General features: G+C 61.9%; 25 protein-coding genes. 16 read left to right on the top strand and 9 right to left on the bottom strand.

Going from position 1 to position 26,913, the window contains the following annotated elements:
- Positions 1–82: 82 nt before the first annotated feature.
- Positions 83–1,573 carry a pyridoxal-phosphate dependent enzyme gene (locus KQ940_RS13125; RefSeq protein ID WP_217414108.1) on the bottom strand — a complete coding sequence of 497 codons (1,491 nt, stop codon included), beginning with the start codon at positions 1,571–1,573 and terminating at the stop codon, positions 83–85.
- 162 nt (positions 1,574–1,735) lie between these two features.
- Here KQ940_RS13125 and chrA point away from each other — a divergent pair, with 162 nt between their 5' ends.
- Positions 1,736–2,959: a chromate efflux transporter gene (gene chrA, locus KQ940_RS13120; RefSeq protein ID WP_217414107.1), complete on the top strand. Its 1,224-nt coding sequence runs from the start codon at positions 1,736–1,738 to the stop codon at positions 2,957–2,959.
- Positions 2,960–2,976: 17 nt separating this feature from the next.
- Here the strand turns inward: chrA and KQ940_RS13115 are convergent, their stop codons facing one another.
- From KQ940_RS13115 to KQ940_RS13090, 6 genes are all read right to left on the bottom strand, one after another.
- Positions 2,977–4,563, bottom strand: a complete 1,587-nt coding sequence (locus KQ940_RS13115) for a gamma-glutamyltransferase family protein (RefSeq protein WP_217414106.1) — start codon at positions 4,561–4,563, stop codon at positions 2,977–2,979.
- 15 nt (positions 4,564–4,578) lie between these two features.
- Positions 4,579–5,415: a sulfite exporter TauE/SafE family protein gene (locus KQ940_RS13110; protein WP_217414105.1), complete on the bottom strand. Its 837-nt coding sequence runs from the start codon at positions 5,413–5,415 to the stop codon at positions 4,579–4,581.
- A gap of 35 nt (positions 5,416–5,450) precedes the next feature.
- Positions 5,451–6,776, bottom strand: a complete 1,326-nt coding sequence (locus KQ940_RS13105; RefSeq protein WP_246590054.1) for a TRAP transporter large permease — start codon at positions 6,774–6,776, stop codon at positions 5,451–5,453.
- Positions 6,773–7,318 (bottom strand): TRAP transporter small permease subunit, encoded by a 546-nt coding sequence (locus KQ940_RS13100; RefSeq protein WP_217414103.1) that lies wholly within the window; start codon positions 7,316–7,318, stop codon positions 6,773–6,775. The genes KQ940_RS13105 and KQ940_RS13100 overlap by 4 nt, the downstream gene beginning before the upstream one ends.
- Before the next feature lie 11 nt (positions 7,319–7,329).
- Positions 7,330–8,424: a TRAP transporter substrate-binding protein gene (locus KQ940_RS13095; RefSeq protein ID WP_217414101.1), complete on the bottom strand. Its 1,095-nt coding sequence runs from the start codon at positions 8,422–8,424 to the stop codon at positions 7,330–7,332.
- Between the two features lie 385 nt (positions 8,425–8,809).
- Positions 8,810–9,256: an Lrp/AsnC family transcriptional regulator gene (locus KQ940_RS13090; protein ID WP_217414100.1), complete on the bottom strand. Its 447-nt coding sequence runs from the start codon at positions 9,254–9,256 to the stop codon at positions 8,810–8,812.
- 207 nt (positions 9,257–9,463) lie between these two features.
- Between KQ940_RS13090 and KQ940_RS13085 the strand changes: the two genes are divergently transcribed.
- The 8 genes from KQ940_RS13085 to KQ940_RS13050 are packed head-to-tail and all read left to right on the top strand — an operon-like array spanning position 9,464 to position 17,252.
- The gene (locus tag KQ940_RS13085) at positions 9,464–9,784 is read left to right on the top strand and encodes a YqfO family protein (protein WP_217414099.1); all 321 of its coding nucleotides are present in this window, start codon (positions 9,464–9,466) and stop codon (positions 9,782–9,784) included.
- Between the two features lie 55 nt (positions 9,785–9,839).
- Positions 9,840–11,219, top strand: coding sequence for a V-type ATP synthase subunit B (locus KQ940_RS13080; RefSeq protein ID WP_217414098.1), 1,380 nt, complete (start codon positions 9,840–9,842; stop codon positions 11,217–11,219).
- A 3-nt stretch (positions 11,220–11,222) separates the two neighbouring features.
- Positions 11,223–11,825 (top strand): V-type ATP synthase subunit D, encoded by a 603-nt coding sequence (locus tag KQ940_RS13075; RefSeq protein WP_217414097.1) that lies wholly within the window; start codon positions 11,223–11,225, stop codon positions 11,823–11,825.
- Entirely contained in the window at positions 11,822–13,615 is a 1,794-nt protein-coding gene (locus tag KQ940_RS13070) for a V-type ATP synthase subunit I (RefSeq protein WP_217414096.1), read from the top strand. The genes KQ940_RS13075 and KQ940_RS13070 overlap by 4 nt, the downstream gene beginning before the upstream one ends.
- Complete coding sequence (locus KQ940_RS13065) at positions 13,603–14,049, top strand: ATP synthase subunit C (RefSeq protein ID WP_217414095.1); 447 nt, start codon at positions 13,603–13,605, stop codon at positions 14,047–14,049. Before KQ940_RS13070 ends, KQ940_RS13065 begins: the two co-directional genes overlap by 13 nt.
- Positions 14,050–14,059: 10 nt before the next feature.
- On the top strand, positions 14,060–14,740 hold the full coding sequence (locus KQ940_RS13060) for an ATPase (RefSeq protein WP_217414093.1): 681 nt from the start codon (positions 14,060–14,062) through the stop codon (positions 14,738–14,740).
- Positions 14,737–15,432 (top strand): hypothetical protein, encoded by a 696-nt coding sequence (locus KQ940_RS13055; RefSeq protein ID WP_217414092.1) that lies wholly within the window; start codon positions 14,737–14,739, stop codon positions 15,430–15,432. Before KQ940_RS13060 ends, KQ940_RS13055 begins: the two co-directional genes overlap by 4 nt.
- Complete coding sequence (locus KQ940_RS13050; protein WP_217414091.1) at positions 15,429–17,252, top strand: V-type ATP synthase subunit A; 1,824 nt, start codon at positions 15,429–15,431, stop codon at positions 17,250–17,252. The genes KQ940_RS13055 and KQ940_RS13050 overlap by 4 nt, the downstream gene beginning before the upstream one ends.
- Before the next feature lie 12 nt (positions 17,253–17,264).
- Here KQ940_RS13050 and KQ940_RS13045 read toward each other — a convergent pair whose 3' ends face one another.
- Complete coding sequence (locus tag KQ940_RS13045) at positions 17,265–17,567, bottom strand: winged helix-turn-helix domain-containing protein (protein WP_246590045.1); 303 nt, start codon at positions 17,565–17,567, stop codon at positions 17,265–17,267.
- Between the two features lie 262 nt (positions 17,568–17,829).
- On the opposite strand from KQ940_RS13045, the gene KQ940_RS13040 reads away from it, so the two are divergent.
- Genes KQ940_RS13040 through KQ940_RS13020 form a run of 5 tightly spaced genes read left to right on the top strand, consistent with a single transcriptional unit; the run spans position 17,830 to position 25,414 of the window.
- Positions 17,830–18,789: a response regulator gene (locus tag KQ940_RS13040; protein WP_217414089.1), complete on the top strand. Its 960-nt coding sequence runs from the start codon at positions 17,830–17,832 to the stop codon at positions 18,787–18,789.
- A gap of 34 nt (positions 18,790–18,823) precedes the next feature.
- A complete protein-coding gene (locus KQ940_RS13035) occupies positions 18,824–19,189 on the top strand; it encodes a response regulator (RefSeq protein ID WP_188749241.1) in 366 nt (121 codons plus the stop codon).
- A gap of 16 nt (positions 19,190–19,205) precedes the next feature.
- A complete protein-coding gene (locus KQ940_RS13030) occupies positions 19,206–19,754 on the top strand; it encodes a chemotaxis protein CheW (protein ID WP_217414088.1) in 549 nt (182 codons plus the stop codon).
- Positions 19,755–19,764: 10 nt separating this feature from the next.
- Positions 19,765–21,609: a methyl-accepting chemotaxis protein gene (locus tag KQ940_RS13025; RefSeq protein ID WP_217414087.1), complete on the top strand. Its 1,845-nt coding sequence runs from the start codon at positions 19,765–19,767 to the stop codon at positions 21,607–21,609.
- 16 nt (positions 21,610–21,625) lie between these two features.
- Positions 21,626–25,414, top strand: a complete 3,789-nt coding sequence (locus KQ940_RS13020) for a response regulator (protein WP_246590044.1) — start codon at positions 21,626–21,628, stop codon at positions 25,412–25,414.
- Positions 25,415–25,432: 18 nt separating this feature from the next.
- On the opposite strand, the gene KQ940_RS13015 is transcribed toward KQ940_RS13020, so the two are convergent.
- On the bottom strand, positions 25,433–25,993 hold the full coding sequence (locus KQ940_RS13015; RefSeq protein ID WP_217414086.1) for an NUDIX hydrolase: 561 nt from the start codon (positions 25,991–25,993) through the stop codon (positions 25,433–25,435).
- Between the two features lie 130 nt (positions 25,994–26,123).
- Between KQ940_RS13015 and KQ940_RS13010 the strand changes: the two genes are divergently transcribed.
- Positions 26,124–26,720, top strand: a complete 597-nt coding sequence (locus tag KQ940_RS13010) for a CoA pyrophosphatase (RefSeq protein WP_217414084.1) — start codon at positions 26,124–26,126, stop codon at positions 26,718–26,720.
- Entirely contained in the window at positions 26,717–26,911 is a 195-nt protein-coding gene (locus KQ940_RS13005; RefSeq protein ID WP_217414083.1) for a DUF1289 domain-containing protein, read from the top strand. Before KQ940_RS13010 ends, KQ940_RS13005 begins: the two co-directional genes overlap by 4 nt.
- Positions 26,912–26,913 lie beyond the last annotated feature (2 nt).

The raw sequence follows: 26,913 nt of genomic DNA, 5'->3' as shown, positions 1-26,913 counted from the left end.
CTGCGGTAGCTCGGTTCGGCGCAAGACTATAACGCTAAAGCCGGCGGGGCGACAGGCGCGATGGCCTGCCGCATCTCTCTATCTACTTCCGCGGGTGCAGCCAGCTTGGCAGCAGCGAATAGGGATCCACCGACACGCTATCGTCGTAGTTCACGCCGGCTTTTTTCAGTCGCTGCTGAAAACGCCCGCTTTTAAACTCGTCGAATACCTCACCGCAACCGCCGACAAACTCCCCGCCCACGAACACCTGGGGGATGGTGACGTAGCCGGTGTGCGCGTTCAGTGCTGCGCGAATGGTACCGCCAAGATTGTTCTGCTGGTACTGAGCGCTGTCCAGATCGACAGCGCGATAGGGGATCTGGCAGCGGCCAAACAGTTTCCTCAGGGACCAGCAGAACTCGCACCACTCCAGCGCGAACAGTACCACCGGCTGTGAATGGTCGTTCAACACGTCGGTCAGGAACTGTTCTGCCTCGGGGGTGGGGGTGACCGGCGAGGCGGCGGGGGCGGGCGGTGGTGACGAGGGTCTGTCGAAGCGGTAGCCGGGGGTGGAGCGGGAGATCTCGATCTCCGCCTCGGTCATCTCCGTTTCGATCTCGGCGAACAGCGGGGTGCTCAGGTAGCGCTCGCCGGTATCCGGCAGCATACAGAGGATGTTGCTGCCCGGCGCGCAGGTCTGGGCCAGCTGCAGCCCACCGGCCAGGGTCGCACCCGAGGTAATGCCGCAGAATATCCCCTCCTGACGGGCCAGATTCAGCGAAGCTTGCAGCGCATCGCTGCCCTTGATCGGCAGGATCTGATCGATCAGACCGGCGTTGACCGCATCCTCGGTCAGTTTGGAGATGAAGTCCGGCGTCCAGCCCTGCATCAGGTGGGGTCGAAAACTCGGGTGGCTGGCCTCGGGCATGCCGTTGGCTGCCCGCGCCTGGGGCAGGTGGCTGCCGAGCAGGGGCGAGTTGTCCGGTTCACAGACGACCACCCTGGTCTGCGGGCTCCTCTCTTTCAGCACCCGGGCGACCCCTTTCAGCGTACCGCCGGTGCCGAACCCGGTAACCCAGTAATCCAGCCGGGTATCGGCGAAATCGTCGAGGATCTCCGGCGCCGTGGTACGGGAGTGGAAGTCCGCATTGGCTTCGTTCTCGAACTGGTGGCAGAGGAACCAGCCATGGGTCTGTGCCAGCTCCACCGCCTTGGCCAGCATGCCGCTGCCCTTTTCCGAGGCGGGCGTCAGCACCACCTTGGCCCCGAGGAAGCGCATCATGCGGCGGCGTTCGACACTGAAGTTTTCCGCCATGGTGACCACCAGCGGGTAGCCCTTCTGAGCACAAACCATCGCCAGCCCGATACCGGTGTTGCCACTGGTGGCTTCGATCACCGTCTGGCCTGGTTTCAGCAGCCCCTTTTTCTCGGCGTCCTCGATCACCCCCAGAGCCAGACGATCCTTGACCGACCCCATGGGGTTGAACGCTTCAAGCTTGACGAAGATGTTGACGCCAGGGGGCGCGAGCCGGTTGATGCGGACGGTGGGGGTATGCCCAACTGTTTCGAGAATGGAGTTGTATCGCCTGCCCATGCCGCGCCCTCCTCTGTTGAGTCTGTGCGGTCGAGATCGCTGTGGGAAAAGTGTGTTGCCGCTAGCGTTAAGCTTAGTCCGGGGGATCGCTTTTTCCCTGTCATCGATCGGTCATAAATCCCTTGCTAGACTTTGCGATCCATTACCTTTTGGTGTCCGTCGATGCGTGAGCCCAGACTGTCCGTGCGTTTTATCTCGGTTTTCCTGATTTTTCTTCGCCTTGGGTTGAGTTCCTTCGGCGGGCCGGTGGCGCACCTGGGGTATTTCCGCGAAACCTTCGTGCAACGGCGGTGCTGGTTGAGTGATAACCAGTATGCGGATCTGGTGGCGTTATGTCAGTTGTTGCCGGGGCCGGCGAGCAGTCAGGTAGGCATGGCGATCGGTCTGTCACATGCCGGTTACCCTGGACTGCTGGCGGCCTGGCTGGGCTTTACCCTGCCCTCGGCTCTGTTGTTGATCCTGGCGGCGGTCGGGCTGTCGCATATCGATGCCGCCTGGCTTCCAGGTCTGGTGGCCGGGCTTAAACTGGTGGCGGTGGTTGTGGTTGCTCAGGCGGTAATCGGCATGCGTAAAGCCTTGGTGACCGGTCCGCGTCTGGTCCTGATCATGCTGTGCTGCGCGGCGTTGATGCTGTCCGTCGGTGGGGTGGGGAGCCAGCTGCTGGTGATTCTGATCGGCGCGCTGGCCGGTCGATGCTGGCTCAATCAAAAGGACGCCGCGACAGGGCAGGAAGCAGCGCTAAACCATGCGCAGTGGATCACCCCCCGGCACGCGCGCCGTTGGCTGCTGCTGTTCATCGCCGGGCTGCTCCTGCTGCCGCTGCTGGCACAGCTCTACCCTCAGGGCTGGTTGCGTCTCGTGGATGGACTTTATCGATCCGGAGCCCTGGTGTTCGGTGGCGGTCACGTGGTGTTGCCGCTGCTGCAGAATGAAGTGGTGGCCTCAGGTCTGGTGGAGGAGGGCCGGTTTCTGGCCGGTTATGGTCTGGCGCAGGCGGTACCGGGGCCGCTGTTCACGCTGTCCTCCTTCCTCGGGGCGGCTTATGCCGATCCGGCGCTGGGCTGGCCGGCGGCGCTGAGCCTGGGGCTGTTGGCCACCCTGGCGATCTTTCTGCCCGCGTTTCTGCTGTTGGTGGGGGTGCTGCCGTTCTGGCAGCGGCTGCGAGCCTATCCCGGTATGCAGCCGACCCTGGCCGGTATCAATGCCGCCGTGGTCGGTCTGTTGCTGGCGGCACTTTGGGATCCGGTGATCCTCAGTGCCGTGCATGGGGCCGCCGATCTGGCTCTGCTGCTGATTTTGGCGCTGATGATCTGGCGCCGCCTGCCAATCGGCTTGATCGTGCTGGCAGGCGGTGCCGGTGGCGCGGTGCAGGCGCTGTGGTTATAGCGTGTAAAGCCAGGTACTTAGAGCGCCGCGACGCAGCCGTCGCTGCGTGGGTCGGCGGCGCCTTCGATCACCCCGTCCGGTCGCAACACCAGGGCGCCGGCATGGCCCATGGTGTCGCTGAACGCCTCCTCCAGCAGCTCTACAAGATGGCCCGCATCCCTGAGTTGTTGCACCAGCGCGGGGTCAAAGCGGCTCTCCAATTTAAGCGTAGTGCTGGTGTCGCCCCAGGTGCGACCGAGCAGCCAGCGTGGGGCGGTGATCGCCTGCTGTAGCGGTTGGCCCAGCATGGCGTAGCGGCTGAACAGCGCCGCCTGGGTCTGCGGCTGGCCCTCGCCGCCCATGGTGCCGTAGCTCATCATGCGGCCGTCGTCGAAGCGGGCCAGTGCCGGGTTCAGGGTATGGAACGGCTTGCGACCCGGCTCCAACGCCTGTAAAGCATGGGGATCGAGCGAGAAGCTGATACCACGGTTCTGCCAGTTGACGCCGGTCTCCCGGAGTACGATGCCGGAGCCGAACTCCCAGTAGATACTCTGGATAAAACTGACCGCCCGGCCCTCACCGTCGATACAGCCCATCCAGATGGTATCGCCGGGGCTGGCCGGGTCCGGCCAGGGCAGGGCGTGGGTCGGATCGATCTCGGCTGCAAGCTTTTCCAGCAGTGTCGGTTCCAGAAAGGATTGCGGATCGGCGGGCAGGCGGTCCGGGTCGGTGACGATACGGTCACGTACGCGAAACGCGCGCTTGGTGGACTCGATCAGGCCGTGCAGATGGGCGAAGCTTTCCGCGTCAGTCACGCCAAGCCGGTCGAAGATGCCGAGAATCATCAGCGATGCCAGGCCCTGGGTCGGCGGCGGCAGATTGAAGATCCTGGCGCCGCGAACCGCGACCTCCAGTGGTTTGACCCGCGACGCCGCATACCCCGCCAGGTCCGCCGTGGTTAAAGGGCTGCCCAGGCGTTCAAGTTCCTGACCCATGGCCCGACCGAGCTCGCCACGGTAGAAGTCATCGAGACCCGCACGGGCCAGCTGCTCCAGGGTGTCGGCAAGTCTGCTCTGCTTCAGCAGGCTGCCGGCGGTCGGCACCTGACCATCAGGCAGGAATACCTCGGCAAACCCCGGTTGATCGCGCAGTTGATCGAGCTTGGCTGCGGTCAACGCGGCCTGGCTCTCGGTGACGACGATGCCACTGCGGGCATGTTCAATCGCGCTCTCCAGCAGTCGACTTAGCGGCAGGCCTTTGCCCCAGCCGGAGGCATGCTGCAGCGCTTCGGCCCAGCCGCCAACGGTGCCGGCACAGGTCAGCGCGGCGCTGGGGCCGCGGCTGGGAATCGCCTCCAGACCGGCATAGAAGTCGCGTGAGGCTTTGGCAGCGGCGCGGCCGCAGGCATCGATGGCGACCGGCGCTTTGCCCGGTTCATGGATCAGCCAGAAACCGTCTCCGCCGATGGAGTTCATATGCGGGTAGACCGCGGCGATGGTGGCGGCGGCCGATACCATCGCCTCCACCGCGTTACCGCCTTCGCGCAGGATGTCACGTCCGGCCTGAGCCGCCAGGTGGTGGGGCGCCACCATCATGCCTTGAGTGCCATAAACCGTTTTCAGCATTGTTGTTCTCCGTTATCAGCTGAACAAACCATAGAACATGCGCAGGGAAGTGATCGCCAGGAACAGGGCGAACAGCTGCCTGAGCAGTTTGGCGTTGATCGCATGGGCGATACGGGCGCCGACCGGGGCCATCTTCATCGTCGCCGGGATGATCAGCAGCAAGCCGATCAGGTTGACGTAGCCCAGTGACAGAGGGGGGCGGGCCTCGACGCCAATACCGTTAATCAGAAAGCCGATCGCGCCGGGCAGGCTGATCACCAGTCCCAGCGCTGCCCCGGTGCCGACCGCGGTGTGCATCGGTGTCTTGAATGCGCTGAGGATCGGTACGCTGAGGGTGCCGCCGCCGATGCCCATCAGGGTGGATATAAAGCCGATGAAGCTGCCGATGAAGCCGGTGCCGGCAGCACCGGGCAGCTTGTCGGCAACGCTGAAACCATCCTTCTTGAACGCCATGTTCAGCGCAACCAGCAGGGCGATTGTCGCGAACACGGCGGTCAGGATGGTGCCGCTGAAGTAGCCGCTGGCGATGGCGCCGAGAATCACGCCGATAATAACGCCGGGCACCAGCTTCTTGAGCAGGTCGGGGTGAAGGCTGCCTTTCTTGAAATGAGCCCGTGACGAGATAATCGAGGTGGGAATGATGGTTGCCAGCGATGTGCCCACCGCTACATGCATGCGCACCGCCTCATCGATGCCCAGCAGTGTGAACAGGTGGTAGAGCACCGGCACGATAACGATACCGCCGCCGACACCGAGCAGCCCGGCAAGTAGTCCGGCGATAACGCCGGTGGCGACCAGCGCCAGTGCAAGCCCGATCAGCCAGCCTGTTGAGTAGTCCGAGAGTATATCCATCACGTGGTCCTTGTTATGTAGTGATAAAAACGCTGTTACCAGCCAATCGCTTCAGGCAGCCAGGTGACCAGTGAGGGGAACTGGAACAGTACCACCACGGCCAGTAACTGAAGCAGAACAAACGGTAGCGCTCCGACATAGATGTCACGCGTAGTGACGCCTTTGGGCGCGACCCCCTTGAGGAAAAACAGGGCCCAGCCGAAGGGAGGCGTCAGGAATGACATCTGAAGGTTCATCGCCACCAGTATCGACAGCCAGACCATGTCGGTGCCGTAGTTCATGAACACCGGCAGAAACATGGGCAGCGCGATATAGGATATTTCGATCCATTCGAGGAAAAAACCGAGGACGAACAGCAGCGCCATGAGGAATATCAGCGCGCCGAATTCGCCACCCGGCAACATCTCGAACAGGGTATGCACCATCTGCTCGCCGCCCAAGCCGCGAAACGAAAGCGAGAAGGGTTGGGCGCAGAGTAGAATGAAAAACACCATGGCCGAAATGGTCAGCGTGCCGTGCAGGGTTTCCCGTATCAGTTGCCTGTTCAGACGGGCAACCGCCAGCGCAATCAGCAGCGCGCCCAGTGCGCCCATCGACGCCGCTTCAGTCGGTGCCGCGATGCCGCCGACAATGGAGCCGAGCACGGCAATTACCAGAAAAAACGGTGGGCAGACATTACGCAGCAGATCGAGCGTGAGTTGCTTGCCAGAGGTCTTGGAGCGCTCTTCTAGCGGAATAGCCGGGACCCATTGGGGGCGCAGCCAGCCGAGAATCAGCAGATAGGCCATATAGATCAGCGCCAGTACCAGACCGGGTATGAATGCCGCCGCGAACAATGTGCCGACCGATTCACCGACAATATCCGAGAGCAGAATCAGCACCAGACTGGGCGGGATGATCTGCCCCAGAGTGCCGGACGCACAGATGGTACCGCAGGCGATGCTGGGTGCGTAGCCGCGACGCAGGAGGGCGGGCAGTGTGAGCAGTCCGACGGTGACCACAGTGGCACCGACGATACCGGTAGATGCGCCCATCAGGACGCCGACCAGAATGATCGCCAGCCCCATGCCGCCGTTGACGCCGCCCATCGCTTTTCCGATGGTTTCAAGCATGTCTTCGGCGACCCGTGATTTCTCCAGCATCACCCCCATGAAGACAAACAGTGGTATCGCCATCAGGGTGTAGTTGGTGACCACGCCGAATAGACGGGCGGGCATCAGCTGGAACAGCATGCTGCCAAAACCCAGGTATCCGGCGATGAAGCCCGATACGGCCAGAGCTATCGCGACCGGTATACCGATCACCATCAGTGACAGGAAACCGGCGATCATGCCCAGAACGAGCCATTCATTTCCCATCAGGACGCTCCCTCTTCAAGCAGCTCACCCGCCGCGAGCGACGGCATGATCGGACGCTCGACAAACACCATCAAGCTGCGCAGGGCATCGGCGATGCCCTGCAATACCAGTAGCGCAAAGCCCAGTGGAATAAGGGTTTTTAGCAGGTAGCGGTAGGGCAGTCCGCCGGGATCCGGCGAGCCCTCGAGCAACTGGAAGGATTGCGTCACATAGGGAATCGATAACCAGGTGATAATAAACCCGATGGCCAGTGTCAGCAGAGCGGCTACGATATCCACAGCGGCCTGACCACGGCGGCCGAAGCGGTCGTACAGGAAATCCACACGTACGTCAGCACGGTGTTTCATCGAGTAGGCAAGGCCAAGCAGCGCGATAGGTGATACCAGATGCCACTCAAGCTCCTGCAGTGCCACCGGCCCGATCGAGAACAGGTAGCGCAGCAGGACGTTAACGGCGACCAGCAGCACCAGGGCCAGCACGCACCAGCGCGCCAGCCCTCCCAGCAGCTCCACCAGCCATTCAAGTCGATCAATGACTAACTTCATCGCGGCACCACTTACGACAGGTTCAGGAACGGCTTTTCGCTCAGGGCAGCCCAGGAGGCGTGCTTCTTGCGGAAGGCCATGAATGAGTCGTGAACTTTGCGCGCCTGAGGATCCGAGGACGCGAGTGTTTCCAGAGTGTCGAAGGTGGCCTCCTTCAGGCGGTCGACGATTGCGGTCGGCAGCGGCTGGGCAATAACCCCTTCGTTCTCGACCAGATCAGCCAGTGCATCGGCGTTAACGGCCTCGGACCAGGAGAGACTGTCGGTGACGGAGGACTGGGCCGCAATCTGGATGATCATCTGCAGCTCTTTTGGCAGCGAATCCCATGTCTTCTTGTTGATCAGCAGTTCGGTGAAGTTTGTGGGCTCGTGCCAGCCGGTGGTGTAGTAATACTTTGCGGCCTTGTGCAGGCCGAGACGGCGATCCTGGAAGGGGCCGACGAACTCGGCGGCATCGATAACGCCGCGCTCAAGTGCTGGGAAAATCTCACCACCTGGCAGCAGACGAACCGAGACACCCAGTTCGCTGTATACCTTGCCTGCCAGACCTGGAATGCGCATTTTCAAACCGTTGATATCGGCAACGCTTTCGACCGGCTTGCGGAACCATCCTGTCATCTGCACACCGGTATTGCCCATCGGGAAGGCGATCAGCCCGTAGGGCTCATACAGCTCGTGCCAAAGCTCCAGACCGCCGCCGTGGTAGAGCCATGCCGCCATACCCTGTGTATTCATGCCGAAAGGTACCGTCGTGAAGTACTGCGCGGCGGGAATTTTGCCTGCCCAGAAGTACGCGTTGGCGGCATTCATTTCGACCATACCACCGGCCACGGCGTTGAAACCCTCCATCGCCGGAATCAGTTCACCGGCGGCAAAGTGCTGAATATTCACTCGTCCGCCCGACATGGCTTTGACCTTGTCGCAGAAGTCCATGGGGCTGCCGGGCCCCTGAACATAAAAGGGAGCGCCCGGTGGGTAGGCGTTGGTCATCTTGAAGGTGAAGCTTTCCTTGTCGGCTGCGCGGGCGATCGCCGGTGCACCGATCGTTGCACCAACCGCAGTGGAAGCCAGTGCTGCAGTGATGAAGTTACGGCGTTTCATACTCATGTCGGATGTTCCTCAATAATGGTCTCTTAAGGTGGCGCGCGATTTGTTTACAAATGTATGCGCCGCTACGACCGACTGGAGCAGATGTCGTGCCAGTTGCATTTATTGCGTTTAAATTTATGAAATATAAGGATTATTTTGAATACAAAAGATGCGTTTATGAATATCTTTCCGATTCAAAACAAGGCATGATAGGCGGGGTGCGGAAAAACAAATGGCTAATAAGGCACTAATCCGCTAGCAGTTGTAATCAGCTGAAAGGCTTTTCGGACCGAAGCAAACACAAATGGCGTAAGAGGGGCTGTTTGGCTGCCGGATGTTTTCAATGCACCACAAGCGAGAGTGCGCACCAAGCCTGTGCGAAATTAATACAGAATAGGCGTCATCAGAGCCGTGCACCGCCCCGACGGTGCTTGACGCGTTTGAGCAGTGAGTTGCACTCCACCGAAATGACCTCCGGACGGCCGAAAATATGCGCCTTGGCAAAACTGTCGAATGTATCGTAGCTGTCGGTCAGTGTGTGAATATGCAGGCTGCGAAGGTCGGTCATGATATACAGGCTGACCACTTCGGGCAGCGCAGAGAGCTCCTCGGCGACCTGCTCAATCGACTGCGGATTTACCTTAAGATCGATAAACGTGGAGATGGTCTTGCCGACCTTCTCGGGGTTGACCACGGCGGTGAACTGCTCGATGACCCCCTCCTCGACCAGGGCCTGTACCCGAGTGCGGGCGTAAGCACGGGACACATTGAGCTGGCGCGCAATATCGGCAAAGGAGGTGCGGGCATCCTTGATCAGGATATTGAGCAGGGCGGTATCGAGCTTGTTCATCTTGTTCAATTTCACGGCTGAGCTGGTGTGCCTGAGTATAACCGCAAGCCGGCGGTCGATTTCATCCTTTTGTCGCGCGTTTGGGCTATAACACCAGGCCTGTGGCGACAGGATCGACGATTGTGCTGTTGCAACATCCGGCGTTGCAGCGTTATATGTAGGGTTATTAGATCCGTAAACGCAGAACCCAATCTAAGGCGATGCGGTATGTTCAAACTCTGTTTCTTCGTGCCTGACTCCCATCTTGAAGTGGTCAAGCAGGCGATCTTTGAAGCCGGTGCCGGGCGTATCGGCGATTATGATCAGTGCTGCTGGCAGACCCGTGGCATCGGCCAGTTCCGCCCGCTCGACGGCGCCAACCCGCATCTCGGCCAGGTCGGTGAGCTGGAACAGGTCGAGGAGTGGAAGGTGGAGCTGGTCTGTGACGACGACCGGATACAGTCCACGCTGATGGCGCTGCGCAAAGCGCACCCTTACGAAGAGGTGGCGTACGATCTCTGGCGCCTGATCGACCCCGACAAACTTTGACCGCCGCAAGGCAGATCGGTACAGACGCGAGTCAATTCATGACAGGGAGTGGACAGTGACCCAGTTGCTGGTGCGTTACTCAAGAATCCTCGAAATCATCGGCGATATCGTCAAAGTGCATGTACCGGAGCCGGAGGAGGGGGAGATATCCGCGATCGGCTACGGTGATCTGGCGCTGATCGAAAACACTCTTGACCCGGACCAGCCGCCCTATATGGCGCAGGTGATCCGCATCGATCGCGACGAGGTATCGCTGCAGCTGTTCTCCGGTACCAAGGGGTTGTCGACCCAGGCCGGGGTGCGCTTTCTCGGCCACCCCATGCAGGTGACCTTCTCGGCCAATGTTCTCGGGCGAAGTTTCTCCGGTGCCGGGCGCCCGATCGACGGCGGCCCCTCGCTCAGCGAAGAGGCGAAGATCGAGATCGACGGCCCCACGGTCAATCCGGTGCGCCGGGTGCTGGCCTCGCGGATGATCCGCACCGACGTGCCGATGATCGATATCTTCAACTGCCTGGTGGAGAGCCAGAAGATCCCGATCTTCTCCGTCGCCGGCGAACCCTACAACCGGCTACTGGCGCAGATCGGTGCCCAGGCCGACGCCGATATCGTGGTGTTCGGCGGCATCGGGCTGATCTTCGACGACTACCACTTCTTCCGCCAGGCGTTCGAGGAGGCCGGGGTGCTGGCGCGCACGGTGATGTTCGTGCATCAGGGCTCCGACCCGGTGGTGGAAGGGCTGCTGGTGCCGGATATGGCGCTGGCCGTGGCCGAGCGCTTCGCCGTCGAGGAGGGTAAGCGCGTGTTGGTGCTGCTCACCGACATGACCGCCTACGCCGACGCGTTGAAGGAGGTCGGTATCTCCATGGAGCATGTGCCGTCGAACCGTGGCTATATCGGCGACCTCTACTCGCAACTGGCACGGCGCTACGAGAAGGCGTGCGACTACAAGGGCGCGGGCTCGGTCACCATCCTGTCGGTGACCACCATGCCCGGTGACGACGTGACCCACCCGGTGCCGGACAACACCGGCTACATCACCGAAGGCCAATTCTACCTGCACGACGGCGTGATCGACCCCTTCGGTTCGCTGTCGCGGCTGAAGCAGCATGTGATCGGCAAGGTCACGCGCGAGGATCACAGCCAGATCATGAACACCATGGTGCGCTTCTATGCCGCCGCCCGCGATGCCGAGCAGAAGCAGGCGATGTCGTTCGATCTCTCCGAATATGACGAACGGCTGCTCAGGTTCGGCCAACTGTTCCATGACCGCTTCATGGATATCCGTGTCTCCCTGCCGTTGGAAAAGGCGCTGGATCTGTGTTGGCAGACGCTGGCCGAGTGCTTCGAGCCGCGGGAGTTGCTGATGAAGGAGAGCCTGGTCAGCAAGTACTTCCCCAAACGGCGTGCCGCTATGGACCCGGGGGTCGAGGTGTAAGCGATGGCCAAGCTGGCGCTGAACAAGAGTTCCCTGCATCGCGAATCGCGCCGGCTGAAGGCGTTTCGTCAGTTCGTGCCGGCGCTGGACCTCAAACGTAAGCAGATCCTGGCTGCACGCCAGCAGAGCCGCAGGCTGATCACGGCGCAGCAGGGCGAACTGGCCGACATCAGCGCACAGGTGGCGGACCAACTGCCGATGCTGGCGCAGAGCGGCCTCGACCTGCATCAGCTGGTGCAGGTGGTTGGGGTCAGGGTCGAGCAGGTCAATCTGGTCGGCATCGAGCTGCCCCTGCTGCAGGGGATCGACATCGACCGCCATCAACACTCCCGCCTGGCGTTGCCTGCCTGGGTCGACCGGGCGCTGGATCTGGCCGAGCGCCGCTTGCAGCTGGAGCTGGCGTGTCGCGTCGAGCAGGAGCGCTTGTCTCGCCTGGAGGCCGCCCTGCGCAAGACCACCCAACGACTCAACCTGTTCGACAAGGTGCTGATCCCGCGTGCGGAACGTCATATCCGGCGTATCCGTATCGCACTGTCCGATGCCGAGCGGGCTGGGGTAGTGCGGGCAAAGATCGCCAAGGGCAAGCGGTTGAGGGCGATCGGATGAGTATTCGACGGCTGCTTAAGGCCTCCCTGGTGGGGCTGCTGGAAGAGAAGGTGCCGGCCCTGGATGCGCTACAGTCACTGGGGCTGATGCACATTATTCCGCTATCGTCCGGGCCGCAGGCCGAATGGGAGGATGACTCGGGCGTCAGTCCCGAACGTCTGCGTCTGGCGCTGCACTATCTGGCCTGTTGCCCGACCAAGCGGCGCCAGGTGACCGAAACAGATCGATTCGACCTGGCGGCTGTGGTGCATGCGGTTCTCGACAAGCGGCACCGGCGGATGCGGCTGGAGGAGCAGCGCGATGCGCTGGTGAAAAGGATCAAGGATCTGCGCCCCTGGGGCAGTTTTGAGCTGCCGGGGGAGGAGGGGCTGTATGGTCAACGGCTCTGGTTCTATCTGGTACCGAACTACCGCATGAAGGAGGTGGAGCGCAACGGCCTGGTCTGGAGCGCGGTGCACCGTGACAACCGCTATACCTATGTTGCGGTGATCGCCAGGGAGGAGCCGCGCCCGAACCAGATGCCGGTGCCGCGCACCCATACCGGCTCCATCCCGCTGGCGACGCTGGAGCATCAGCTGCACGATATCGAGATCGAGCTGGAACTGCTCGACGGTGAGCGTGAGGCGGATACCCGCTGGCTTTACCTGTTGCGGCGCTCTCTGGCCGGGAATGCCGATGCAGCGGAACGCGCCGAGGTCAGTGCCAATGCGCTGGAGCGGGATGGTGTGTTTGCGGTTCAGGGTTGGATCGATGCCGGCAAAAAGCGCGAGTTGAGCGAGTTTGCCGAGCGTCAGGGGTTGGCGCTTTTGCTCGCCGAACCGGAGGCGGATGAGCAGCCACCGACACTGCTTGAGAACCCATCGACGCTGGCCGGCGGCGAGGAGGTGGTGCGCTTCTACCAGATGCCTGGTTATCACGCCTGGGACCCGTCACGGGTGGTATTTTTCTCCTTTGCCACCTTCTTCGCGCTGATTCTGTCCGATGCCGGCTACGCCCTGCTGCTCGGTGCTGTAATGCTGTTCTACTGGCGGCGCATGGAGACGACGCCAAGCGGGCGGCGATTACGTGTGCTCGGTGCCACGCTGACTCTATTCTCCCTGGTTTATGGTGTACTGGTGGGCAGCTACTTCGGCGCCGGGCCGCCAATAGCGGCGCTGGAGGTAGTGCGGCTGCTGGATGTGAACGACTTCGACAGCATGATGAACCTGTCGATCTTCATCGGTGCCGGTCACCTGCTGATCGCCAACGGCATCAATGTCTGGCGATTGCGCGGTCGCCTGCCGGCGTTTGCCGGCGCCGGCTGGATGCTGATCATTCTGGCGGCGCTGATGCTTTGGCAGCAGGGTCAGTCGCCCGGCATCCTGACCCTGGGCGGGCTCGGTCTGCTGCTGGTGTTTGGTTGCTCCAGCGAGCGCCGCGGCCGGGATCTGCGCAGTTGGCTGTTGAGGGCGATGGACGGGCTGCTGGCGCTGACCAGACTCTCCTCCATGTTCGGCGACGTACTCAGCTACCTGCGCCTGTTTGCCCTGGGACTGGCCAGCGCGTCGCTGGCGCTGACCTTCAATCAGCTGGCGCATGATGTGGCCGCGGCGCTACCCGGTATGGGGGTATTGCTCGAGGTGCTGATCCTGGTCGTCGGCCACCTGCTCAACTTCGTACTGGCGGTGGTCAGCGGTGTGATCCACGGCCTGCGCCTGAACCTGATCGAGTTTTATAACTGGAGCCTTTCCGACGAAGGCTATGCGTTTCAACCCTTTGCCAAGCGGGAGGTTAACCCTTGGACAACCTGATCATTGCCCTCGGATGGGCGGGCCTTTATGGACCGATGGCGCTGGGCGCGATCGGCAGCATCATCGGTTGCGCGCTGGCCGGACAGGCCGCCTGTGGCGCACTGCTGGAGACCGAAACCGGCCATGGCCGCTATGTGGGGATCGCGGCGATGCCCTCGTCACAGACGATCTACGGCATCGTGGTGATGTTCTCGCTGAACCGTGAAGTGAATATCGATAACGCACCGGGCCTGTTTGCCATCGGCATTCTTGCCGGGCTGGCGCTGCTGTTCAGTGCCTGGCGCCAGGGCCAGTGCTGCGCTGCGGCGATCAACGTATCCAAGATCAAGCCGGAGATCTTCGGCATGTCGGTGGCACCGGCGGCCATTGTCGAGGGCTTTGCCGTGTTCGCGTTTATCTTTGCCCTGGTGATCAGTGCCGGGATACCGGCCTGATGGAGGCGGTATGAACAATGTTGAGAAATCCCACGCCGCCTCCGGCGTCGAAGCGCTGATCGAGCGCCTGCGTCTGCAGGGGGTCGAGAAGGGGCAGCAGGAGGCGGGGAAGCTGATCGAGGAGGCGCAGCGTCGCGCCGACTGGTTGGTTGAACAGGCGGAGCAGGAAGCGAAGCAGATCCGTGATCAGGCACGCATTGACGCCGAGCGGCTGCGCAAGGGCGGCGAGGATGCGCTGCGCATCGCTGCCCGCGACGTGCAACTGCAGCTGCGCGAGGCGCTGGCGCGGGTGTTCGCCGACCGGGTGCGGATTCTGGTCAGCGAGCAGCTGGATAGTAGCCAGTTCATGCAGACGCTGCTGCGTGAGGTGGTGTGTACGGTGCGTGATCGCGCTGATCTCGGCAACCAGCGTTTCGAGGTGCTGCTGCCTGAACAGTTCGTCGGCATCGATGAACTCAGGCGTAACCCCCACGCCTATCGAGAAGGCAAGCTCAGCAGTTTCGTGCAGCAACTGCTCGCCGAGCAGTTGCGTGAAGGGGTGAGCTTCGATATCGGCAATCATAAGGGCCTGGTGCTGCGCTTCGAAGGTGAGGATGCCGAGATGGATCTGAGTGACAGGGCGCTGGCCGAGCTGCTGCTGAAACACCTGCAGCCCCGCTTCCGCGCCCTGCTCGAAGGTGTGATCCGATGAGTTACTACACCCTGGTACCGGCGCTGCCCACGCTGGCGCCACTGGCCAGACTGCAGGAGCTGCCCTGCTCGACGCTGAAGCTGGAGCAGCGGCTGAGCATGCTCAGCGAGGCGGATCGTGAACAGCTGGCACGTGCCCTGCACCTGTGTCAGCGCGAGCGGGTTGGCGACGAAGCGCTGTCCGATGCTGACGAGATCGCGCTCTGGCACAGCGAGCTGGAGGCGATCAGCGATCCGACGCTTTGCGCCGTGATCGCCGAGTATCTGCAGTCGCGCACGCTGGTGGCGGCACTGCGCTACCGGCTGGCGGGACAGCAGGATGGCGGCAGCTTCAAGGGCTTCGGCCCCTGTGTCTGGCTGATTCAGCGCGACTGGCAACAGCCGCTGTTCGGTCTGGAACGGCGCTTCCCCTGGCTGATGCAGGCCCGCGAGGCGCTGGAAGCAGGGCGCAGTCGTGCCCTCGAACAGATGCTGCTGGAGCGGTTCTGGACCCGGCTCTGGCGCATCGAGCAGGAGCAGGTGTTCAGTTTTGCCGCCGTTGCGGCCTATCGCCTGCGTTGGGCGCTGGCAGAATACCGTCTGCGCTGGAGCGGCGAGCAGGCGCAAGAGTATTTCGATCGTTGGGTCGGCAGCACGCTGCAGAGCCTGGATCCGGGGCAGAGCGAACGGGAATGGGCAGGGAGTGAAGCATGAGCGGCACGGTTCAACCGGTTAAGATCACCGCCCGCGTCAGGGCGGTGCATGACGATATCGTTACCATCCAGCTGCTGAAAAACGCCGAGGGGGAGTTTTACCCGGTCACCAAGAACGAGGTAGTGCTGATCTGTCCGCAGCGTGCCCAGAGCGACTTTGCCGAAAAACTGCAGGCCGAGGTTCTCCGGGTACGCTACGGCGAGGCCGATGTGCAGGTGTTCGAGAACACCCGCGGTGTCGCGGTCGGTGACGTGGTGGAGCAGACCGGACAGATGCTGTCGGTGTCCCTGGGACCCGGCCTGCTGGGCCAGGTCTATGATGGTTTGCAGAATCCGCTGGAGCTGATTGCCGGTCGACACGGCTTCTTCCTGCCTCGCGGGCTGGCGGTGGATGGCATCGATCCCCAGCAGCGCTGGTCCTTCGTGCCCCGGGTCAAGATCGGTGCTCTGGTCAAGGCCGGCGACCTGCTCGGAACCGTGCAGGAGGGCCGTTTCGAACACCGAATTCTGGCGCCGTTCAACATGCGCGGCAGGGCCGAGGTGAACTGGGTGCAGGAGGGCAGCTTCAGCGTCACCACGCCGGTGGTACGGCTCAGTGGCGAGGGCGGTCGCGAGCGCGAGGTGTGCATGCAGCAGCGCTGGCCGGTGCGCATCCCGGTCAGCCGTGACCTACTGCGCGAGGGCTACAGCGAGCGTCTGTTTCCAAGCCGGCCGCTGCTGACCAGCATTCGCCTGATCGATACCTTCTTCCCGGTCGCGCGCGGCGGCACAGCCTGTATCCCCGGCCCCTTCGGTGCCGGCAAAACGGTGCTGCAGAGCCTGATCTCCCGCTACTCGGATGTGGATATCGTGGTTATTGTCGCTTGCGGCGAGCGTGCCGGTGAGGTGGTGGAGACGATCACCGAATTCCCCAACACCCCGGACCCGCGCGGCGGCACGCTGATGGATCGCACGGTGATCATCTGCAACACCTCGTCGATGCCGGTGGCGGCGCGTGAGGCGTCGATCTACACCGGCATCACCATCAGCGAGTACTACCGGCAGATGGGCTACAACGTGCTGCTGATCGCCGATTCCACCTCGCGCTGGGCGCAGGCGATGCGCGAAACCTCCGGCAGGCTGGAGGAGATCCCGGGCGAGGAGGCGTTTCCGGCCTATCTCGAATCCTCGATCAGGGCGCTGTACGAGCGTGCAGGCGTGATCCGTACCAACGAGGGGCGCGAGGGCAGCCTGACCCTAATCGGTACGGTGTCTCCGGCCGGCGGCAACTTCGAGGAGCCGGTGACCCAGGCCACGCTGCGTACGGTAAAAACCTTCCTCGGCCTCAGTGCCGACCGTGCCTACAAGCGCGCTTACCCGGCGGTGGACCCGCTGATCTCCTGGTCACGCTATCTGGACCAGCTCGCACCCTGGTTCGAACGTGAACTGGAGCCGGGCTGGACCGAGCGGGTGCGTGAGCTGCTCAAGCTGCTCAAGCAGGGCGAGGCGGTGCAGCAGATGATGGAGGTAACCGGCGAGGAGGGGGTGACCCTGGAGGATTACCTGACCTGGCAGAAGGCCCAGTGTCTGGATCAGGTCTATCTGCAGCAGGATGCCTTCGACCCGGTGGATGTGTCGACGCCGATCCAGCGGCAACGGGAGCTGCTGGCGCTGCTGGTCGACTGCCTGGGTCAGCTGCCGCCGCTGAGCGACAAGGCGCAGGCGCGGGATTACTTCATTTCGCTGACCGGCCTACTGCGCAACCTCAACTACAGCCGCCAGGATAGCCCCGATTACCGCGGCTACCTGGCACAGATCGAACAGCTGCGTAAAGAGGGTTGATCGCTACCCGGCTCAGCCCTGAGGCGAAAGTTCGAGGGCTGCGGCGATCTGTGCGGCCTGGCGCTTCACCCACTCGGGGTTGATCGGCCCCCAATCGGTGATGCGGTAGTGGCCCTGGTTGTTCCGCTCACCCGAATGCTGTTCGAAATCGCACTGGATACCGATATCCTCCAGGGTTTTCAACGTGTCCTGCAGCGTGCGTCTCGGCATGCCGGTGGCCTGCTGCAGGCTGGGCAGGCTGTGTGGCTGCTGGCTGATCAGCCAGGCCAGGTAGAGCTTGCGCTGAAAGGCGAGTGCCGCTTTGCTGGTGTTCAATCTGCTCTCCGGTTGAGTGTGGCCGTGGTGACTCATGGTACCCCTAAGTGCGGCCGAATTCAGTAAACGGGTGGCCGAGTGCCGGCGGTGTCCGGCGCGAAGGGGCGAGACCGGCAGCAGTCTGGATGAAACGGTTGTTTTTAACTGGCATCTGGTCTACAACATCCCTTCGTCCGATTGACGCCAACTAAAAAAATAATGACTCCGCTGGCGCAGGCGACCAGGTTGCCGACAGCAGGATAGTTTTAGACAAGGACGCTGTATGCATATTGGGACTATAGGGTTTCCCGCCGATCAGCTGAAAAAGCTGGATAAGATTCTTGCCCTGTCCAAAAGTAAAACCTACACGCTTGCAGAGTTCGATAGCGCCTCGCTGCCCGATCTGGTGCTGCTCTTCGGTGAGAATCAGCTGGACTCTGCACCCGCCACCGAGCTGCCGCCGGGGTATCACCATCGATTGATTGTGGTCAGTCGCGAGCCTCCAGCGCGCGAGGATCTGCACCATATCAAGCTGCCGTTCATCTCCTCCCGAGTGATCAGAACACTTGAGGGTTTCGACCCCTATCTGCCCGAGCAGGTCGAGGCGACCGAACCTGTTGAACCGACCGAGCACTCTGAGGCGCCTGGCCCGGAGGTCGCCTCAGTCATCGAATCGGCCAGTGGCCAGGACGCGGAGCCGGCAGTGGATCTCGACGCTGCTCAGCAACCTGACGCCGTGGAGGATATCGAAGCCGGGCCGCAGCAGTCGGAAAATCGCTTCAGCAAATATGATGCGCAGATCGAAGCGCTGCGTTTGCAGCAGGCCAGCATCGAAAACGTTGCCGAGCGCCCCTACACCGTACTGGTTGTGGATGACAGCCCACCGATGCAGCAGGCGTTGGCGAAGGAGTTGCAGCAGCTGGAGTATCCGGTCGAGATCAGTTTTGCCGACGATGGCGAGTCGGCGCTCGCGCAGGTCGCCGAGGGTGCATACGACTTCATCTTCCTCGATATCATGATGCCCGGTATCGACGGTTTCGAAACCTGTACGCGCATGCGCGCGATTCCCTCGATGAAGAAGACACCGATCATCATGCTCTCATCCAAGAGCTCACCCTTGGATGAGGTGAAAGGGATCATGGCGGGTTCCTCCACCTACCTGACCAAGCCGATTCAGCCCGAAGAGTTCCGCAAGGTGATCAAGCGGGTGACGCGCTGGGTCAGCGAATTCAAAAAAGTTTAGTACTACCCATTTTATTGGAGCTTTGGATACCAACATGGCCGTAAACAAAATTCTTGTCGTTGAAGATGATCCGGTACAGCAGCAGCGTCTGCGTGACATCCTGAAGAGCACGGGAGCCCAGGTCCTGGCCGGTTCCAATGGTCAGGAGGGGGTTGCGCTGGCGGAGAAGGAGTCGCCCGACCTGATCTTCATGGATATCGTCATGCCCGGCATGGATGGCTTCTCCGCCTGCCGCCAGATCACCAACAACGCCAAGACCAAGGGTATTCCGGTGGTGATCGTCTCCAGCAAGCATCAGGAGGCGGATAAGGTCTGGGCGCAGCTGCAGGGCGCCAGTGCGGTGATCGCCAAACCCTACACCGATCAGGAGATCCTCGATCAGGTGATCCGCTACAGCTGAGTCAGGAGGGCGCGTTATGGTTGAACGGAGTGGGATTTCTCTGGCTGGAGCCGAACAGGATAGCGAGCCTGCCGAAGTCGGTGAGGTGCGCCACGGCTTCCAGCTGGGCCCTCATCGACTGATGCTCAGGGCGGGCACGTTTTCCGAACTGTCGAGCAAAACCCACATCTGTGTCCTGCCGGATACCCCGGCCTGGTTCTCCGGGTTCATCAATCACCGGGGTCACACGGTTCCGGTCTACGATCTGAGCCTGTTGTTGGGGCAGGGCGCCACCGACCTGTCCCGGCAGTACTGGATACTGTTGGTCGACAGGCAGCCGTCGACGTTGGGCATCATCCTGCGCCAGATCCCCGTCGCGCTCCGTGACCCGGAGCCGATCAGCAATGACCACGACGACCCTCTTCCCGAACCCCTGGCCAGCTGTCAAACCAGTCAGTATCGGGTACAGCAGCAGTGCTGGGGTGAGCTGGATCATCACGCCTTGATCCGCTACCTGAAACGTCATTTCCGAGAGGCTGCTAAGCCGGTCGCTCATAACAGTAACAAGAATAACGAACTGTCTTGAGGTAGAGCACATGCCATTCTTTGGTGGAATCCAGCATATCCGGGTGGGCGTCAAATTCGCCATAGCGGGACTGCTCATGATCATCGGTGTCGCCGCCATCTCGGGGGCCTTTTACCAAACCATCAGGATCGTCGAGGAGTCTCAGAAGACGCGAGAGCAGACGCGGTTGCTGGCTGAAAATGTCGGTCGACTGGATGCATTGCTCGAAAACCTCGACTCCACCATCGCCAAGACCGAGATGGCCTACATGTCCACGGTGTTCGACGAGTTTGTGAGCTCGTCGCTGAGTTATGCCAACGCACTGAAAGCGTCGCTGAGCAAGCTGCGTGGTGAGCAGGATCGACAGAGCTTCAGCAGTGCGCTGGAGACCACAGGTTTCTGGCAGGCGATCAGCGAGTTGGAGCAGATGCAGCGAGACCCGGGTTCAAGATCGGTGGTCAAGATGCGAGAGGTTCGCCATCAGCTGAAATCGATGCTGGATGATCTGGAGATACGCAACCTGCGCTTGCGCGATCTGGTACGCAACTATGAACGCCAGGATCTTCAGGCGGAAAATGCGGCGCTATCCGAAACCATCAAGCTCACCTTCGTCTCCCTGATCCTGCTCAGCTTCGCGCTGGCGGTGGCGTTGGCGATCACCAAGTACGGTGTACTCGACCCGGTACGTCGCATCCAGCGTACTGTGGATGCCGTGCGTGGCGGCGATACCGAAGCCCGCACCCGATTGGAAGGTCGTGACGAACTGGGCCAGATGGCAACGGTGTTGGATACCCTGCTGGACGAGAAAGAGCTGGCGCTGGCGGAGCAGGCGGAAGAGAACAAGAAGCTCAACGATTCGATCATCGGGCTTATCCAGAGCGTATTCCGGATCAGTCAACGAGACCTCAGCATCCGTGTGCCGGTGGCGGAAGATATTACCGGCGCGGTCGCCGACTCCATCAACCAGCTGACCGACTCCATCGAGGGCGTATTGCGTGAGGTCAGCGCGGTATCCTACGAGGTAAACGACACCTCAGTGCAGGTTAAGGCCCAGTCCGACACCGTCCTGCGGCATGCGAGCAAGGAGCAGGAGGAGATCACCGAAACCCTGCAGGGCCTGGATTCCGCGATTCAGGCGATGCAGCTGATCGCCAAGCTGGCGGCAGTATCCAACAGCGCCTCGAAGCGGGCGATCAACACCACGGAAACGGCGAAAGAGTCGGTATCGGCAACCATCGGCAGCATCAACAAGATCCGCCAGACGATCCATGAAGCAGAGAAACGTATCAAGCGGCTGGGCGAACGTTCACAGGAGATCGGCGGTATCGTCGGTTTGATCAACAACATCTCGGAACGTACCCACATCCTGTCGCTGAACGCCAGTATGCATGCGGCCTCGGCCGGTGAGGCGGGGCGTGGTCTGATGGTGGTGGTAGACGAGGTGCAGCGTCTGGCGGAAAACTCCCGCGAAGCCACCGCCGAGATCGAGAGTCTGATCAACAACATCCAGATGGAGACCGCCGACACCATTCACGTTATCAACTCGGTTATCGAGGATGTGGTCTCCGGTACGCGCCTGGCGGAACAGGCCGGTGAACATATGGAGGAGACGCGGGAAACCACCCAGTCGCTGGTCGACTCGGTCATGCGCATTGCACGCAGTGCAACCACCCAGGCGAAACTGGCCCAGGGGCTGCGTGAGCGTGCCGGTAACATCAACGAATTTACCCGTGCCACCAACAGCGAAATGCTCGCTCAGCGTCAGTTGTCGGAACGCTTGGTAAGTGCGGCGGATGAGCTCAAGCGCTCCATCGGCGTGTTCAAGCTGCAGGCAATCGACGAGCCGGACGTGGCAGAACTGGTTGAAGCGGTTTGACAGGCGGATGTGCGAAATGGAACTGACTGAGGTCGAGAGCGGCGCCGACCTGTCCGCTGTGGTCGAGGCATTGCGCAGCGCTCTGAGCCTGCAGGCCGAGGTGCCGCCGGTAACATCTCTGGCGCAACGGTTGCAGCAGGCGGCTGAGCTGGCACTGGAGCATGAGCTTCAGGGTGTCGGTGAGGCATTGGCGCTGGTCTGCGAGCTGGTGTCGGTGGAGGCGGAGCGGGAGCGGCTCTCCTCCCGGCAGTCGGACGCCCTGAGGCGGATGCTGGGCGCTCTGCTGGATTCCCGGCAGGAGCGCGAGACGCGAGCAGATTCGATCAGACAGGCGCTGCAGGACGGAGGCTGGAGCGAACCTCTGGCCGATGAGGATCTGGAGCTGCTGCCGGGATTGCTCAGCGAAGACTGGGCACGCATCGACGCGCTTGATGAGCAGCGGCTAAACGCGGCCTTACAATCTGCTGAGCCTGAGCCTGAGCCTGAGCCTGAGCCTGAGCCTGACGATGGTGAGCTCGCCACCCTGGCTGAGTCGCTGCTGGAGCGCAGTGAAACCCTGGCTGAGCAGGATCAGCAAGCGCTGGCCGACCTGTTTGCGCTCAGTGCCGAAGCGGTCGAAAGCAGCGCCTCACTGAACACGGCGCAGGTTCAGGCCCTGCTGGCGGCGTTGGATAGGCTGGCTGAACCGCGTCTCGACGCAGCGCTCCAGGTGCTTGATCTGCTGGCGCTGCCGGACTGGGCGCAACCCCTGGAAAGGGAGGATGTGGCCGATCTGCGCGAGCTGCTGGAGGATTATTTTGCAGCGCAAGTGCCGCAGTTTGACGCTGGACTGGATACTGAACCTGAACCTGAACCTGAACCTGAACCTGAACCTGAACCCGAGCCCGAACTGGAACTGGAGTCTGGGGTGTCTGCTGAGCCGGCAGCGCCAGCGGAAGAGCGGGCGGGCACTGAGAATCTGAGCTTTTGCGAGGTTGACCTGGCGCTACTGGAGCAGCCGGGGCCGCGTATCGATGCGGCGATTCTGGCGATGCTGGCCGGCTCCCTGCAGGCGCTCGAGGATCAGTGGCAGTGCGTGGTCGATGATGACGCGGCGGTTCAGTTGATCGAGGATAGCCTCGACGCGCTGCTGCCGCTGGCCAGAGCCTCCAGTACCGTCAATCTGACCGGGGTGGAGCTGCTGATCAAGGGGCTGACGGTCAATCTCCAGGCGCTGAAGGCCGAACCAGAGCGCTTCTACCGCTATACGCGGCAGCATATCGCCCGCACCTTGAACGCGTTGCACCGGCATCTGGATGATCTGTCCGATCGCGCTGCCCGTGAAGCGCTGGTGGATTGTTTAAGTGACGAAGCGCTGCCGGTACCCGCGGATATGCAGCAGCTGGGCTATATCTCCGGTTTGCTGGCGCTGGCCGGGATCCAGTCCGCCGATGATATCGAGCTGCAGACGGCGCGGCCGGAAGACGCTGACCTCGCCATCGGTGAGGGGGTCGATGAGCAGCTGCTGGAGATGCTCTATACCGAGTTGCCGCTGCTGGTGGAGGAGTTCCAGCAGCAGTTGCAATCGGTGATTCAGCAACAACTGGCCTCCAGTCTGCTGGCGGCGCAGCGGGCGGCGCATACCATCAAGGGGTTGGCCAATATGGCCGGCATCCGCGGCGTGGCCAATCTGACGCATCATCTGGAGGATATACTCGAGCTGCTGACCGATGCCGAGCTGTTCCCGGGCGAACAGCTGGCCCAGGATCTGAATGATGCGGCCGATTGTCTGGCGATGATGAGTGACGCCGTAACCGACGGTGCGGCCCCGCCAGAGGAGGCCCAGACGCAGCTGCAGCAGTTGATGAACTGGTTCTACCGGCTGCGCACGGAGGGGGTGGAGTGTGCCGCTCAGGCGCTCAGCGACGAAGAGCGCGCCCGGCGTCGTGAGCAGGCCGAAAAAGCGGCGGCCGAGGCCGTTCCGGAGACACCGGTGGCTGCGCCTGCCGCAACGCCCGAGGCGAAAGATGCCAACCTGATCCGGGTTCCGGTATCGATTCTCGATAATCTGTTTCGTATCGCCGGGGAGTCGAGCACGCTCGGTACCCAGCTGGACGCCACGCTGACCCAACTGCGGGCGTTATCGCGCAGCAATCGTGAACGCCAGCGCCTGTTGCAGCGGGTGCTGTTCGAGCTTGAGCAGCAGTTGCAGGACCACTTTACCCTGACCCCCGCGCTGCAGCAGGGGGAGAACGATTTCGATCCGCTGGAGATGGACCGCTATCACGCCATGCATACGACCCTGTCGCAGCTGCAGGAGGCGGTGGCCGACGTGCGTGAGGTGGACCTGGAGTCCGAACGGCAGTTGCGCCAGCTGTCCGAACTGCAGGTGGCGCAGGGGCAGTTGCAGAAGGAGTCGCTGGAAAACGTGCTCGGCACGCGTCTGGTCCCGGCGCGAACGCTTGCCTCACGGATGCAGCGCATCATGCGTCAGGCCTGCCGGGCGGCGGACAAGCAGGGCCAGTTGCTGATCGAGGGCGAGGAGGTGATGGTGGACAGCCAGATCCTCAATCAGCTGGCCGATCCGCTGATGCATCTGATCCGCAATGCGGTCGATCACGGTCTGGAAACCCCGCATCTACGCTTTGAGGCGGGCAAGCCTGAAACCGGTACGTTGAAGATCCGCTTCGTTCAGGCCGAGGGGTTGGTGCAGGTCATCTGCGAGGATGATGGTGCGGGTATCGATCTGCAGCGGGTTCGTGAGATCGCCGAACGTCGGGGCCTGGTCGAGCCCGAGGCCCAGTTGAGCGATGCCGAGACCCAGCGCCTGATTCTGGTACCGGGTTTCTCCACTCGCGACGAGATCAGCCAGCTCTCCGGCCGCGGTATCGGCATGGATGTGGTGTATCAGCAGGTCAGCCGCATGCGCGGCACGCTCAATATCCATTCTCAGAAAGGTATGGGGACCCGTTTCGAGCTGTCGATGCCCTCATCATCACTGCTGCTGCATACGCTACTGGTCAAGAGCGCCGGTCAGCGCATCTATGCGTTGTCGAGCCACTCCATCGAGCAGAGTCTGTTGTCGCTGGATGGGCAGTGCCGACAGCGTGAGGAGGGGCTGTTCTTCGAGCTGGGCGGTGTCGAGTACCCCGCCTTCACTTTGGAGGGGCTGGCGGGGGAGCGCGCGCCAGACTATAGCCAGATGAGGGTGCATCCGGTGTTGCTGGTCAACCTGGATCAGGGTGAAAAGGCGGTGGTATTGGTGCGCGAAATCCTCGCCCACCGCGAACTGGTGTTCAAGCGTCTGGGCGATCAGGTACCCGATATCTCGGGTATCCCCGGCCTGACCATACTGGCAAACGGCGAGGTGGCACCGATCATCGACCTGCAGGCGCGGGTGCGCCATTGTCATTCGCAGATCAACCCGGAGCTGGAGCAGGGTGAGGTTGACAGCGCCGCGGGGCTTCCGCGTTTGCTGGTGGTGGATGACTCGCTCAGTGCCCGCAGAACGCTGGCCACGCTGCTCAGCGACAGCGGCTACCAGGTCGAGACCGCCATCGACGGTCTCGATGCGCTGGACAAGCTTCGCCGCAATCCGCCGGATCTGGTGGTGACCGACCTGGAGATGCCGCGCATGAATGGTATCGAACTGGCGGCCATGCTGCGTAATAGTCAGGACTTCGGTGCTATCCCGGTGGTCATGATCACCTCGCGCTCGACCAGCAAGCACCGTGAGGAGGCCGCCGCCGCTGGGGTCACGGATTACCTGATCAAACCCTGGACCGAGAGCACGGTGCTGGAGCTGGTTGAACGCTTGTTGTTCTGAGTCGGGGCGCGGGCCGCGCTAGTCGTGGACCCGCGCGCTGTGGAAGGCGTTGTTGTCGATCTCGATGTGCCGTAGCGGGTAGCTCTGCTGTTTGCGGTCGGCAAAGTAGAGGCGCAGCACCTGGCGGATGGTCTCGAACGCGAGACTGTCCCAGGGGATCTCGGCTTCGTCGAACAGGCGTACCTCCAGCGACTCCTCGCTTGGGCCAAAGTGTGGGGCCGGCATCTCGGCCAGATAGATCAGTTGCACCTGGTTGACGTGGACGATCGAGGTCAGTGTGTACAGCGACTGTATCTCCACCTCGGCGCAGGCTTCCTCCAGCGTTTCGCGCCGCGCGGCGTCCTCGGTGGATTCACCATTCTCCATAAAGCCTGCCGGCAGGGTCCAGTAACCGAGGCGGGGCTCAATGGCGCGTCGGCAAAGCAGCACCTTGTCGTCGTGTACCGGCAGGCAGCCGGCGATGATGCGGGGGTTCTGGTAGTGGATAGTGCCGCATGAGGTGCAGACGTGGCGCGGGCGGTTGTCACCCTCGGGCACGCGCTGCTCAACATCGGCACCGCATTGGTTGCAGAATTTCATCTCATACCCGCGCTGATAAAACTCCATTCTAGAAGCGCAGGCGACAGGGCTCAACCTTGCCGGAGCAGAGGGCGGTCGCCTGAAGCGGGAGTGCGGGGTATGATTAACGCATATGGAATTGGAGGCGAGTATGCTTGAGCAGTTAACTAAGCGGCTTGCCCAGCACCGCCCCTGGCGGTTGCGCACGCGGGGACGGGAGGCGGGAGTGCTGGTTGCGCTGACCGACAGAGCTGAGCCCGAAGTGGTGCTGACGCTGAGATCGAAGCAGCTGTCGACCCACCAGGGGCAGATCGCCTTCCCCGGTGGCAAGCGTGACCCGGAGGATGCCGATCTGTTGGCAACAGCGTTGCGCGAAGCGCAGGAGGAGGTGGGGCTGGACGCGGCGCAGGTACGGGTGATCGGATCTCTCGGTCAGCTGGTGTCCAAGCATCAGTTGCAGGTGACGCCCTGGGTCGGGATCATTCCGCCGCAGCTGCCGCTGACGGCCAACCCGGAAGAGGTTGACTCGATCTTTCGTATCCCGCTGAGCTTTTTCCTGCAGCAGGAGATGCTGCGCCTCGATGAGATCGCGTTTCGCGGTCAGACCCACTATGTCCCGGCCTGGGAGTATGAGGGTGAGGTTATCTGGGGGTTGACCGCCTATATACTGGTCGAACTGCTGAATATCGGATTCGATGCCGGGTTGCCGATGAGGCCGCGTCCGGAGCATCAGGAAACTGCATTATGAGTGAAACAAGCCGCAAGCCGGCGGTCAGAAGTCCCTGTGTCGGCGTCTGCGTGCTGGACGAGCACGATCTCTGTACCGCCTGCTGCCGCAGCGGGCTGGAGATAGCGGACTGGGGGGGCATGAGCGACGACGAGAAGCGCGCCGTGTGGGCCCTGATCCGGCGGCGCGAACAGGGGGAACGTGGTATCTAAAG

It is taken from the genome of Marinobacterium ramblicola, from assembly GCF_019084545.1.
Lineage (GTDB): Bacteria > Pseudomonadota > Gammaproteobacteria > Pseudomonadales > Balneatricaceae > Marinobacterium_D > Marinobacterium_D ramblicola.
Note: the sequence above shows the minus strand (reverse complement) of the source record. Positions and strands in the feature narration are given on the sequence as shown.

Coding starts and splice junctions, on each gene's coding strand:
- KQ940_RS13125 (WP_217414108.1), bottom strand. CDS start 1,573: ATGGGCAGGCGATACAACTCCATTCTCGAAACAGTTGGGCATACCCCC.
- chrA (WP_217414107.1), top strand. CDS start 1,736: ATGCGTGAGCCCAGACTGTCCGTGCGTTTTATCTCGGTTTTCCTGATT.
- KQ940_RS13115 (WP_217414106.1), bottom strand. CDS start 4,563: ATGCTGAAAACGGTTTATGGCACTCAAGGCATGATGGTGGCGCCCCAC.
- KQ940_RS13110 (WP_217414105.1), bottom strand. CDS start 5,415: ATGGATATACTCTCGGACTACTCAACAGGCTGGCTGATCGGGCTTGCA.
- KQ940_RS13100 (WP_217414103.1), bottom strand. CDS start 7,318: ATGAAGTTAGTCATTGATCGACTTGAATGGCTGGTGGAGCTGCTGGGA.
- KQ940_RS13095 (WP_217414101.1), bottom strand. CDS start 8,424: ATGAGTATGAAACGCCGTAACTTCATCACTGCAGCACTGGCTTCCACT.
- KQ940_RS13090 (WP_217414100.1), bottom strand. CDS start 9,256: ATGAACAAGCTCGATACCGCCCTGCTCAATATCCTGATCAAGGATGCC.
- KQ940_RS13085 (WP_217414099.1), top strand. CDS start 9,464: ATGTTCAAACTCTGTTTCTTCGTGCCTGACTCCCATCTTGAAGTGGTC.
- KQ940_RS13075 (WP_217414097.1), top strand. CDS start 11,223: ATGGCCAAGCTGGCGCTGAACAAGAGTTCCCTGCATCGCGAATCGCGC.
- KQ940_RS13070 (WP_217414096.1), top strand. CDS start 11,822: ATGAGTATTCGACGGCTGCTTAAGGCCTCCCTGGTGGGGCTGCTGGAA.
- KQ940_RS13060 (WP_217414093.1), top strand. CDS start 14,060: ATGAACAATGTTGAGAAATCCCACGCCGCCTCCGGCGTCGAAGCGCTG.
- KQ940_RS13055 (WP_217414092.1), top strand. CDS start 14,737: ATGAGTTACTACACCCTGGTACCGGCGCTGCCCACGCTGGCGCCACTG.
- KQ940_RS13050 (WP_217414091.1), top strand. CDS start 15,429: ATGAGCGGCACGGTTCAACCGGTTAAGATCACCGCCCGCGTCAGGGCG.
- KQ940_RS13040 (WP_217414089.1), top strand. CDS start 17,830: ATGCATATTGGGACTATAGGGTTTCCCGCCGATCAGCTGAAAAAGCTG.
- KQ940_RS13035 (WP_188749241.1), top strand. CDS start 18,824: ATGGCCGTAAACAAAATTCTTGTCGTTGAAGATGATCCGGTACAGCAG.
- KQ940_RS13030 (WP_217414088.1), top strand. CDS start 19,206: ATGGTTGAACGGAGTGGGATTTCTCTGGCTGGAGCCGAACAGGATAGC.
- KQ940_RS13025 (WP_217414087.1), top strand. CDS start 19,765: ATGCCATTCTTTGGTGGAATCCAGCATATCCGGGTGGGCGTCAAATTC.
- KQ940_RS13020 (WP_246590044.1), top strand. CDS start 21,626: ATGGAACTGACTGAGGTCGAGAGCGGCGCCGACCTGTCCGCTGTGGTC.
- KQ940_RS13015 (WP_217414086.1), bottom strand. CDS start 25,993: ATGAAATTCTGCAACCAATGCGGTGCCGATGTTGAGCAGCGCGTGCCC.
- KQ940_RS13010 (WP_217414084.1), top strand. CDS start 26,124: ATGCTTGAGCAGTTAACTAAGCGGCTTGCCCAGCACCGCCCCTGGCGG.
- KQ940_RS13005 (WP_217414083.1), top strand. CDS start 26,717: ATGAGTGAAACAAGCCGCAAGCCGGCGGTCAGAAGTCCCTGTGTCGGC.